Raw genomic sequence first — 11,906 nt, forward strand, 5'->3', positions numbered from 1 at the left:
GGTCGACGGGCCGCCCGTGACCTGAACCGCGCGCGCCGCCGGCCCGAGCGGCGCGTACGGGCGCGCGGCGCGGGGCCGCCGTACTTACTCGGGCCACCCGTGGTCATGCCCGGAAATGTGACGTTATACGGCCGTGATCTCCTGGACATATATGATCACGGCGCTTCGACGCGGCGCGTGGCACACTCGACAGGAGGCAGCCGGCGCTGGGCCAGCGCTGTCATGTCTCGTTTCACCTCGGACAGCGTCGTCCGCACCTCCTTCAGCCCCTGAAGATGGACAGGACTTCGCCGGATGCCGAGTGCGCAAGGTCTTTACGACCCCACCTTCGAACACGACGCCTGTGGTGTCGGCTTCGTCGTCGACGTGCGCGGCCGACGTAGCCATGAACTGGTCGACCAAGGCCTGACCGTGCTGCGCAACCTCGATCATCGGGGTGCCTCGGGCAGCGACCCGGACACCGGCGACGGAGCCGGCATCCTGGTCCAGGTCCCCGATCTGTTCCTGCGTGACGTGGTCGACTTCGTTCTGCCCGCACCCGGGCGTTACGCCGTCGGCATCGCCTTCCTCCCGCAGGTCGCGGGGGAGCGCGACGACGCGGTGCGCACGATCAGCCGCATCGTCCGCCAGGAGGGCCTGCGGGTCCTCGGCTGGCGCGAGGTGCCGACGGTCAGCCACATCGTCGGGCACGCGGCCCGCGAGGTGGAGCCGCGCATGCGCCAGCTCTTCCTCGCGCTGCCCGGAAGTCTGCCCGGCGCGGCGGCGAAGGGCGTGGCGAACGGGCAGGGGCCGGCCGAGGGTGCCGCCGCGGGCGGTGCCGACGCCGGCTTCGACGTGGGTGACCTGGAACGCCGGGCGTTCTGCGTGCGCAAGCGGATCCGGCGGGAGACCGGTGTCTACCTGTCGTCGCTGTCGTCGCGGACCCTGGTCTACAAGGGCATGCTGACCACGCATCAGCTCTCGGCCTACTTCCCCGACCTCGACGACCCGCGGTTCGCCAGCTCCATCGCGCTCGTGCACAGCCGCTTCTCGACGAACACGTTCCCGAGCTGGCCGCTGGCACACCCCTACCGGTTTGTCGCGCACAACGGCGAGATCAACACGGTCCGTGGCAACCGGAACTGGATGCGGGCCCGCGAGGCGCTGCTGGCCAGCGACCTCATCCCCGGCGACCTGGCCCGGCTGTTCCCGATCTGCGCGGATGGCGCGAGCGACTCGGCGAGCTTCGACGAGGTGCTGGAGCTGCTGCACCTCGCCGGGCGCAGCCTGCCGCACTCGGTGCTGATGATGATCCCCGAGGCGTGGGAGAACCACGCCGAGATGGATCCGGCGCTGCGGGCCTTCTACGAGTTCCACTCCACCCTGATGGAGCCCTGGGACGGGCCGGCGTCGATCGCGTTCACCGACGGCACCGTGATCGGCGCGGTCCTCGACCGCAACGGCCTGCGTCCGTCGCGGTACTGGGTGACCGACGACGGGCTGGTCGTGATGGCCTCCGAGGTCGGCGTGCTCGACATCCCGCCGCACAAGATCGTTCAGAAGGGTCGGCTGCAGCCGGGCCGGATGTTCCTCGTCGACACGGCGCAGCGGCGCATCGTCAGCGACGAGGAGATCAAGTCGGAGCTGGCGACCGCCGCCCCGTACGCCGAGTGGCTGCACGCCGGGCTGATCTCGCTGGACGACCTGCCCGACCGTGAGCAGGTCATCTACGGTCACTCCTCGGTGCTGCGCCGCCAGCAGGTCTTCGGCTACACCGAGGAGGAGCTGCGCGTCCTGGTCGCGCCGATGGCGCGTGCCGGCGCCGAGCCGATCGGCTCGATGGGCACCGACACCCCCGTCGCCGTGCTCTCCAGCCGTCCCCGGCTGCTGTTCGACTACTTCACCCAGCTGTTCGCGCAGGTCACCAACCCGCCGCTGGACGCGATCCGGGAGGAGCTGGTCACCAGCCTCGGGCGGACCCTGGGCCCGGAGGGCAACCTGCTCGCGCCGTCGCCGGCGTCGTGCCGGATGGTGCACCTGCCCTACCCGGTGATCTCCAGCGGTCAGCTCTCGAAGATCATCGGTATCAACGACGACGGCGACATGCCCGGCTTCGCCTCGGTGACCGTGCGCGGCCTCTACGACGTCGACGGTGGCGGGGCAGCGCTCGCGGCCCGCCTCGACGAGATCTGCGCCGGGGTCAGCGAGGCCATCGCCGACGGGGCGCGCATCGTCGTGCTCTCCGACCGTGACTCCGACGAGCGCAAGGCGCCGATCCCGTCGCTGCTGCTCACCGCGGCCGTGCACCACCACCTGATCCGGGAGCGGACCCGGACGAAGGTCGGCCTCATCGTCGAGTGCGGCGACGCCCGCGAGGTCCACCACATCGCCCTGCTCACCGGCTACGGCGCGGCGGCGGTCAACCCGTACCTGGCGTTCGAGTCGATCGACAGCCTGATCGCCGAGGGCGAGATCGCCGACGTGTCCCGGGAGCAGGCCGAGAAGAACCTGATCAAGGCGCTCGGCAAGGGCGTGCTGAAGGTGATGTCCAAGATGGGCATCTCCACCGTCGCCAGCTACACCGGCGCCCAGGTCTTCGAGGCGATCGGACTGTCCCAGGAGCTGGTCGACTCCTACTTCGTCGGCACCCCCTCGCGCCTGGACGGCATCGGGCTCGACGTCATCGCCGACGAGGTCGCCGCCCGGCACCGCCGCGCGCACCCGCGAGTCGCCTCGGAGCTCGCCCATCGGGGCCTGGAGGTCGGCGGCGAGTACCAGTGGCGGCGCGAGGGCGAGATCCACCTGTTCAACCCGGAGACCGTCTTCCTGCTCCAGCACGCCACCCGGACCCGCCAGTACGACGTCTTCCAGCAGTACACCGGCAAGGTCGACGACCTGTCCCGGGAGAACTCGACCCTGCGCGGGCTGTTCGAGCTGCGCACCGGGGTGCGCCCGCCGGTGCCGATCGACGAGGTCGAACCGGTCTCGGAGATCGTCAAGCGGTTCGCCACCGGCGCCATGTCCTACGGGTCGATCAGCGCGGAGGCGCACGAGACCCTGGCGATCGCGATGAACCGGCTCGGCGGCAAGTCGAACACCGGTGAGGGCGGCGAGGACGCCCGCCGCTTCGTCCCCGACGCCAACGGGGACCTGCGCCGCTCAGCGGTCAAGCAGGTCGCCAGTGGCCGGTTCGGGGTGACCAGCGAGTACCTGGCCAACGCCGACGACATCCAGATCAAGATGGCGCAGGGGGCCAAGCCCGGCGAGGGCGGCCAGCTCCCCGGCCACAAGGTCTACCCGTGGATCGCGAAGACCCGGCACTCGACGCCGGGCGTGGGGCTGATCTCCCCGCCGCCGCACCACGACATCTACTCGATCGAGGACCTCGCCCAGCTCATCCACGACCTGAAGAACGCCAACCCGAAGGCGCGGGTGCACGTCAAGCTGGTCGCCGAGGTCGGCGTCGGCACGGTCGCCGCCGGCGTCTCCAAGGCCCATGCCGACGTGGTGCTGATCTCCGGGCACGACGGCGGCACCGGCGCGTCCCCGCTGACCTCGCTCAAGCACGCCGGCGCCCCCTGGGAGCTGGGCCTGGCCGAGACCCAGCAGACGTTGCTGCTCAACGGGCTGCGCGACCGGATCGTCGTGCAGGTCGACGGCCAGCTCAAGACCGGCCGCGACGTCATCGTCGGCGCGCTGCTCGGCGCCGAGGAGTTCGGGTTCGCCACCGCGCCGCTGGTCGTCGCCGGCTGCGTGATGATGCGCGTCTGTCACCTGGACACCTGTCCGGTCGGCGTGGCCACCCAGAACCCGGCGCTGCGGGAGCGGTTCACCGGTAAGCCGGAGTTCGTCGAGGCGTTCTTCACCTTCATCGCCGAGGAGGTCCGCGCCTACCTCGCGGCGCTGGGCTTCCGGTCCCTGCAGGAGGCCGTCGGCCGCGTCGACCTGCTCGACGCCCGCGCGGCGGTGGAGCACTGGAAGGCCTCCGGGCTGGACATCACCCCGCTGCTGCACACCCCCGAGCGGCCGTTCGGCGGGTCGCTGAACTGCACCTCCAGCCAGGACCACGGGCTGGACAAGGCGCTGGACAACTCGCTGATCCAGCTCTGCGAGGGGGCGCTCGACGACGGCCGGCCGGTCTGGCTGGAGATGCCGATCCGCAACGTCAACCGCACCGTCGGCACCATGCTCGGTTACGAGGTGACGAAGCGGTACGGCGCGGCCGGGCTGCCCGACGACACGATCCAGCTGCGCTTCACCGGGTCCGCCGGGCAGAGCTTCGGCGCCTTTGCGCCGAGGGGCATGACGCTGACCCTCGAGGGCGACGTGAACGACTACACCGGCAAGGGCCTGTCCGGCGGCAAGATCTTCGTGTTCCCGCCGAAGGAGTCGCCGCTGCGCGCCGAGGAGAACATCGTCGCCGGCAACGTCCTGCTCTACGGGGCGACGGCGGGGGAGGCGTTCTTCCGCGGGATCGTCGGCGAGCGGTTCTGCGTGCGCAACTCCGGGGCGACGGCGGTCGTCGAGGGGGTCGGCGACCACGGCTGCGAGTACATGACCGGCGGCACGGTGCTGGTCCTCGGCGCGATCGGGCGCAACTTCGCCGCCGGCATGAGCGGCGGCGTGGCGTACCTGTACGACCCGGTCGAGGCCCGGATCAACACCGAGATGGTCGACGTCGAGAGCCTGGAGGCCGCCGACGAGACGGTCGTGCGCGACCTGCTCGTCCGTCACCGCCGGGAGACCGGCTCGACGGTGGCCGCGCGGCTCTACGCCGACTGGGAGAACGTGCGCGGCGCGTTCCGCAAGGTCATGCCGCGCGACTACAAGCGGGTGCTCTCCGCGATCCGCCAGGCCGAGGAGCAGGGCCTCGTCGCCGAAGACGTGATCATGGCGGCGAGTCGTGTCTGACCGGCGCACGGTGTCTGACCCGCGCAGGGTGCCTGACCGGCGCACGGTGCGCGGTGGGCCCGCCGCGCAGCAGCTGATGGTAGCCGGATCCGTCCGGCCCGGACGGATCCGACAGGAGTGTCATGGCTGACCCGACAGGCTTCCTCAAGCACCGCCGGGAGCTGCCGAAGCGCCGGCCGGTCGACCTCCGCCTCCAGGACTGGCGGGAGGTCTACCAGCCCTTTCCCGAGGAGCACCTGCGCGAGCAGGCCGGCCGGTGCATGGACTGCGGCATCCCGTTCTGCCACAACGGCTGCCCGCTCGGGAACATCATCCCCGAGTGGAACGACCTGACCCGGCGCGGGGACTGGGCCGACGCGATCGAGCGGCTGCACGCGACGAACAACTTTCCCGAGTTCACCGGCCGGCTGTGCCCGGCGCCGTGCGAGGCGGCCTGCGTGCTGGGCATCGGGGACGATCCGGTGACCATCAAGCAGGTCGAGGTCAGCATCATCGACCGGGCCTGGGCGGACGGCACCGTCGTGCCGGTGCCGCCGACGGTGCGCACCGGCAAGCGGGTCGCGGTCGTCGGCTCCGGGCCGGCCGGGCTCGCCGCCGCCCAGCAGCTCACCCGCGCCGGGCACGACGTCGTCGTCTACGAGCGGGCGGACCGGGTCGGCGGGCTGCTGCGCTACGGCATCCCCGAGTTCAAGATGGAAAAGAAGGTCGTCGACCAGCGGCTCGCCCAGATGGAGGCCGAGGGCACCTCGTTCGTCACCTCCTGCAACGTCGGGGTCGACATCTCCGCCGACGAGCTGCGTTCCTCCTACGAGGCGGTCGTGCTGGCGGGTGGCTCGACGGTCGGTCGCGACCTGCCGGCCCCCGGCCGGGAGTTCGGTGGCATCCACCTCGCCATGGAGTTCCTGGTACCGGCGAACCGGGTCGCGCAGGGTGACGCGGTGACCTCGCCGATCTCGGCGAAGGGCAAGCGGGTCGTCATTATCGGCGGCGGTGACACCGGCGCGGACTGCCTGGGCACCTCGCATCGTCAGGGCGCGGCGTCGGTGCACCAGCTTGAAATCATGCCGCGGCCACCGGAGCTGCGGGCGCCGGCGAACCCGTGGCCGTCGTACCCGATCGTCTACCGGGTCTCCAGCGCGCACGAGGAGGGCGGCGAGCGGGTGTTCGCCGTCAACACCGAGCGGTTCCTCGGCGACGACGAGGGCAACGTGCGGGCGCTGCGCATGCACGAGGTCCGTTTCGTCGCCGGGAAGTTCGAGAAGGTCGAGGGCACCGACGTCGAGCTGCCCTGCGAGCTGGTGCTGCTGGCGATGGGATTCACCGGCCCGGAGAAGCCCGGCCTGCTGACCGATCTCGGCGTCGAGCTCGACCCGCGGGGCAACGTCGCGCGCGACGCCGGCTGGTCGTCGTCGGTGCCCGGGGTGTTCGTCGCCGGGGACATGGGCCGCGGCCAGTCGCTGGTCGTCTGGGCGATCTCGGAGGGACGCGCGGCGGCCGCGGCGGTCGACCGCTACCTCATGGGCCGCACCGACCTGCCCGAGCCGATCACCCCCACCCGTCGCTGACGGCGACGGCCGCCCCCGCGTGGGGCGGCCGTCGCGGTGGGCCCCGCTGCTGTCGCCGATTGCAGCCGCGTGGGCCGGAAGTTCTTCGCGTTGGCTGACTTTCCGCTGTGATGTGCCTTGCTCCGTGCCGGATCTGCCCCGATTGACCGAGATCCGCTGGGGGCGTCGGCGCTGGTGGCGGTACCGTCCTGTCCTATGAGGCTCGTGCTGCTCGGCCCCCCGGGCTCCGGCAAGGGAACGCAGGGCGCGCGCATCAGCGCCCGCCACGGCATTCCCGCGATCTCCACCGGCCAGCTCTTCGACCGGCAGATCGCCGCGGGAACGGAGCTGGGCCGTCGCGCCGAGCGGTATGTCCGCGCCGGCGAGCTCGTGCCCGACGAGATCGTCCTGGACATGGTCGCCGAACGGCTCGCCGACGGCGTGGACTGCGCCGTCGGCTTCCTGCTCGACGGCTTCCCCCGCACCTACCCGCAGGCCGAGGCGCTGGACCGGATGCTCGCCGCGAGCTGCGGACCCCTCGACGCGGTCGTCGACCTCGACGTCGACATCGACGAGGTGCTCGACCGCATCCGCCGCCGCGCGCACACCGAGGACCGCGTCGACGACGCCGAGGACACCGCGCGCCGCCGGCTGAAGGTCTTCGCGCAGGAGACCGCGCCGCTGCGCCGCTACTACAGCCGCAGCGGCCTGCTGCGCACCGTCGACGGCGGGGGCACGCCCGACGAGGTGGCCGCCCGCATCGAGCGGGTGCTGGCGGACACCGCTCACCCCGACCTGGCGACTCCCTACCAGCAGCCCCCCGACCTGCACCACCCCGAGCTGCACCTCCCCGGCTGACGCTGCCCGGCTGACGCATCGCGGCTGACGCATCGCGGCTGACGCAACCCGCGGCGGGGGATCCTGGGGGAGCCCGGGGGAGTCACCGGTCGACGCCGCCCGCGATGCCCCGCGTCGAGGCGCGATATCTTGACGGCGGTGAGCCAGGGCGCGGATGAGCGGGAGCCGTCGGTACGGGCCGGGCGGGGCGCGAGCGTCCCCAGGCCGCTGAACACGGGCCGCCGCCGCGCCGCGCACGCCGCCCTCGTCGCCCTCGTCGTGTTCTGCGGGCTGCCGCTGGTGGTCATCCTCACCGCGACGCGGACCGTGCTGAACCCGGCCTTCTACTCCCAGTCGCTGGCTCGGGCGCACGCCTACGACCGCATCTACACCGAGGTCCTGCCCGACCCGGCGGTCGACACCCTGCTCGCCGGGCTGCCCATCGACAGCTCACTGGTCACCGCGAACCTGCGCACGGTGCTGCCGCCGGCGACGGTGCAGGAGATGACCGACGAGCAGATCACCCGGATCGTCGACTACCTGCGCGCCCGGACCGGCGACGTCGAGCTCGCCGTCGACCTGCGGCCGATCTTCGGCAACATCTCCGGCCTCGCCAACCGCTACATCGCCGGCGAGCTCGGCACCGGCACCAGCTACCGGGCCGCCTCCGTGCAGGACTTCACCCACGGCGTGCTGACCGCGCTGGACGACATCGCGGCGGGCCGCCCCCCGGCGTCGCTGCCCAGCATCGAGCTGACCCCGCAGGACACCGACCGGATCCTGCCGCTCGTGCTCGACCGGGTGGATCCAGCGACCCGCGCGCGGGTCGGCCCCGAGCTGCGGGCGCTGCTGCGCTCCGGGGACGTGGCCGGGGCACTGGCCCTGATCGGCCCGCAGGTCTTCCAGGGCGACGAGCGGGCCACCGCCCGACTCCAGGCGTCGCTGCACGGCTCCACCCTCGACCTCGGCCTGCGCCTGTCGGATCTGCGGGACTCCCCGGCGATCACCGCGATCGACCGCCTGCATGACGTCGCCGCCACCCTGATCTGGGCGACCGTGCTGCTCAGCCTGATCATGGCGGGTGCGTTGGCCGGCATCGTCGTGCTGGCCGGGCGGCGGGGGGTGTCGCGGGTCCGTGCGGCGGCCGGGGCGGTGATCGCGGTCGGGCTCGGGGCGGCCCTGCTCGGGGCGGTGCTGCGCCTGACTCTGCCCAATCCGCTGACCTCGCTCGCCGGCCCGCACTCGCCGTTGCCCCCCGGGGCAAGCAAGGTGCTCGTCGACTTCTCCCGGTCCGCATACGGGACGGTGGAGGGCGACTACCTGCGGGTCGTGGCCTGGACGCTCGTCGTCGGCGTCGCCGCCGCCGGCCTGTCGTTGCTGGTCGCGGTGTCGGCCCGGTGGAGCCGGACCGGTCGCCGCCGCCGGGTCGCCACCGCATTCGTCCTGGCCGTGCCGGTGATGGTCACCGTGACCTGGACCGCGTTCCCCGGCTCCGCCGCCGAGCCGCGCGAGCTGTGCGAGAGCAGCCAGTCGCTGTGCGACCGGCGCTACGACCAGGTGACCTACCTGGCGACCCACAACGCGATGGCGAACAGCGAGGACCGGTTCCTCGGCCCGTCCCAGGATCCGACGATCGTCCACCAGCTCGACTCCGGCGTGCGGACGCTGCTGATCGACGTCCATCACTGGACGCCGCCCGTGCAGGTCGAGGCGTATCTGGCCACCGTGGCGCCGGCGACCCGGGCCGCGCTGGCACCGCTGACCCGGGGCGCGGTGTCGACGCGGCCCGGCGTCTGGCTGTGCCACAACCTGTGCCAGCTCGGCTCGCTGGACTTCGTCACCGAGCTCGGCCGGGTGCGGGACTGGATGGCCCGCAACCCGACCGAGGTGGTGACACTGATCATTCAGGATGACGACGTGCCGGCCAGCGAGATCGCCGGCGGGGTCGCTGCGGCGGGGCTCGCCGGCATGGTCGCGACGCCGCCCGAGGATCCCCACGGGCGCTGGCCGACGTTGCGCACCATGATCGACTCGGGTCGGCGGCTGATGGTCTTCACCGAGCGCCAGGACCTGCCGGGCACGTTCCTGCGCGGCTTCTACCGGTACGCCGCCGACACGCCGTTCGACGCGAAGCGGCCCGAGGATCTCCGCGGCTGCGTGCGCAACCGGGGCGCGGCCGGCGCGGGGCTGGTGCTGATGAACCACTGGCTCACCGACGCCGCGCCCAGCCGGCGGGCCGCGCTGACCTCCAACGCCGCCGACACCATCGTCGGCAGAGCCGAACGCTGCCGCGCGGAGCAGGGGCGGACGCCGACGTTCGTCGCGGTCGACTTCTCGACGATCGGCACGGCGCAGGCCGCGGTGGACCGCCTCAACCGCCTCCCCGCATCGCCCGCCTCCGCCACCGGAGGCTGATGCGGTAGCGGGTAGCCGGGGGTACTTGGTGGGAGCATGGGTCGGCCATCGTGCGTTGCAACCAGCGAGAAGACGCCTCCGTCGACCCCACACCCGCGCAAGGGAGCCCAGGTGCCCATCTGGAACCAGCTTCGGCAGTCCGCCCAGACGATGCAGGGCCAGCTCGCCGCGAAGAAGAACGACCTGAAAAGCGGCGCCTTCCGCGACGCCAGCATGGCGATCTGCGCGTTGGTCGCGGCGGCGGACGGGACGATCGACCCGGCCGAACGGCAGCGGGTCGCATCGTTGATCATATCCAACGACGTGCTCAACAACTTCCCGGCCGACGACCTCCAGCGGCGCTTCAACGACTACGTCGGCAAGCTCCAGGCGGACTTCGAGTTCGGCAAGGTCTCCGTCCTGCAGGACATCGGCAAGACGAAGAAGAAGCCGGCCGAGGCGCGCGCCGTCATCCAGATCGGGATCGTCATCGGCGGGGCGGACGGCACGTTCGACAAGAGCGAGCAGGCCGTCGTGCGCGAGGCGTGCTTCGCGGTCGGGATCAGTCCCGAGGAGTTCGATCTGTAGATCCGCTTCGGGCGCTGCGGTCGCCGCACGCCGATCTCGTCACACTTCCTCCCATGTTCGCCGCCGGAGTTGGATGCTCGGGCAGATCGCTCGAACGCGCTGACCCGCAGGTCAGCGGGTTGCCCGGGGAGCCGGCCGGCAGGCGGGCGGGCATTGCGGTGCGCACGCCCGGCCGGGTGCATCCCCGGCGCGACGGCGTGTGACGAGGAGGACGCGTGGGTCCAGCCGATGCCCTGCTGGTGGCCGGGGCGGGCCTGCTGGCGGGAGCGGTCAACGCCATCGCCGGCGGGGGCACGCTGATCGCCTTTCCGGCCCTGCTCACCACCGGGCTGCCGGCGCTGACCGCGAACATCACCTCCTCGGTGGGCCTGCTCACCGGCTACGCCGGCGGTGCGCTGGGTTACCGCCGCGAACTCGCCGACCAGGTCGACCGGCTGCGGGCGCTCGGACCGCCCGCGATGCTCGGCGGGATCGTCGGCGCGGTCGTGCTGCTGGCCACCCCGTCGGACAGCTTTCGGGCCCTGGTCCCCTATCTCGTTCTGGTGTCCTGCCTGCTGCTGGCGGCGCAGAACCGGCTGGGCGCCGTCGTGGCGCGGCGGCGGGCGGCGGCGGCCCTGGCCTCGGCCGCGCCACCGGTTTCGGCCGTGCCACCGGTTTCGACCGCGCCAGCGGCATCGGCTGCCCCACCGATCTCGGCTGTCTTGGCCGTGGGGATCGGCGGGGCGGGGAACACGGTCACCTGGCCCACCCGCATCGGGATCTTCGTGGCCGGCGTGTACGGCTCCTACTTCGGCGCCGGGCTTGGGGTGCTGTTGCTCGGCGTGCTGGGGATCCTGCTCGTCGACGACCTCCAACGCACCAACGCGCTCAAGACGCTGCTCGCCTTCGGCGTGAACGCGGTGGGCGTGATCGTCTTCCTCGTCACCGCGAAGGTCGCCTGGGGATACGCGGGCATCCTCGTCGTCGCCTCGCTGCTCGGCGGCCTGCTCGGCGCCCGGATCGCCCGGCGGCTGCGCCCGGTCCTCCTGCGCGCAGCGGTGATCACGCTGGGGGTCGGCGTGGCGATCGTGCTCATCGTCCGGAACTGATCGGCGCCGCGCGGGCCGTCTCGCTGCGGGCCGTCTCGCTGCGGGCGGTCTTGCTGCGGGCTGTCTCACCGCGGGCCATCTCGCGGCCGGCCATCTCATCGCGAGACAACCGGCCGGACAACGTCCCGACCCGCGTCGGGTAATTTTGCCGGTCCGCCCATCGAATGACTCTCACGTCACTGTCACAATGGCAGCCCGACGAGCCGGGCCGCCGGAACCGTATTCGGTGCCTCCGCATAATCTGTGTACGCAGTGTTCCCGAGGAACGCTCACGTAACGGTAATCCTGTGCGGATGGCGCAACATTATCCCGCCGCTGAGCGTCTATCAGCGGGGCTGCGGCCAGGCGTGATCCGCGCGGGGTTGGTGGGTCCTGTCGCGCCAGGGGGTGGCGCGGTATCGCGGGACGTCAGTGTGGTCGGCCGGTAGTGCCGATGCGCGTGGCGGTCCGCTGGGAGGGGTCTTGTGTTCGACGATGAACCGATTGCAGGCGGGCGGCCCGGCGCGGCGCGGTCCGACGCACCGCGGGTGAGCGGCCGGGGCCCGAGCGGGCCGTCGGCCGGGGG

At 72.0% G+C, this 11,906-nt stretch carries 6 protein-coding genes; all 6 read left to right on the plus strand.

Going from position 1 to position 11,906, the window contains the following annotated elements; genetic code table 11:
• Nucleotides 1-294 precede the first annotated feature (294 nt).
• The 6 genes from gltB (at nucleotide 295) to ND748_RS15540 (ending at nucleotide 11,341) form a co-directional block, all read left to right on the plus strand.
• Entirely contained in the window at nucleotides 295-4,890 is a 4,596-nt protein-coding gene (gene gltB, locus ND748_RS15515) for a glutamate synthase large subunit (RefSeq protein ID WP_251746517.1), read from the plus strand.
• 122 nt (nucleotides 4,891-5,012) lie between these two features.
• On the plus strand, nucleotides 5,013-6,455 hold the full coding sequence (locus ND748_RS15520; protein ID WP_251746518.1) for a glutamate synthase subunit beta: 1,443 nt from the start codon (nucleotides 5,013-5,015) through the stop codon (nucleotides 6,453-6,455).
• 195 nt (nucleotides 6,456-6,650) lie between these two features.
• The gene (locus ND748_RS15525; RefSeq protein WP_251746519.1) at nucleotides 6,651-7,292 is read left to right on the plus strand and encodes an adenylate kinase; all 642 of its coding nucleotides are present in this window, start codon (nucleotides 6,651-6,653) and stop codon (nucleotides 7,290-7,292) included.
• A 129-nt stretch (nucleotides 7,293-7,421) separates the two neighbouring features.
• Entirely contained in the window at nucleotides 7,422-9,686 is a 2,265-nt protein-coding gene (locus ND748_RS15530; protein WP_251746520.1) for a hypothetical protein, read from the plus strand.
• A gap of 111 nt (nucleotides 9,687-9,797) precedes the next feature.
• Entirely contained in the window at nucleotides 9,798-10,253 is a 456-nt protein-coding gene (locus tag ND748_RS15535; protein ID WP_011606075.1) for a tellurite resistance TerB family protein, read from the plus strand.
• A 215-nt stretch (nucleotides 10,254-10,468) separates the two neighbouring features.
• Nucleotides 10,469-11,341 (plus strand): sulfite exporter TauE/SafE family protein, encoded by an 873-nt coding sequence (locus ND748_RS15540; protein WP_251746521.1) that lies wholly within the window; start codon nucleotides 10,469-10,471, stop codon nucleotides 11,339-11,341.
• The last annotated feature ends 565 nt before the right edge of the window (nucleotides 11,342-11,906 follow it).

It is taken from the genome of Frankia sp. AiPs1, assembly GCF_023716945.1.
GTDB lineage: Bacteria > Actinomycetota > Actinomycetes > Frankiales > Frankiaceae > Frankia.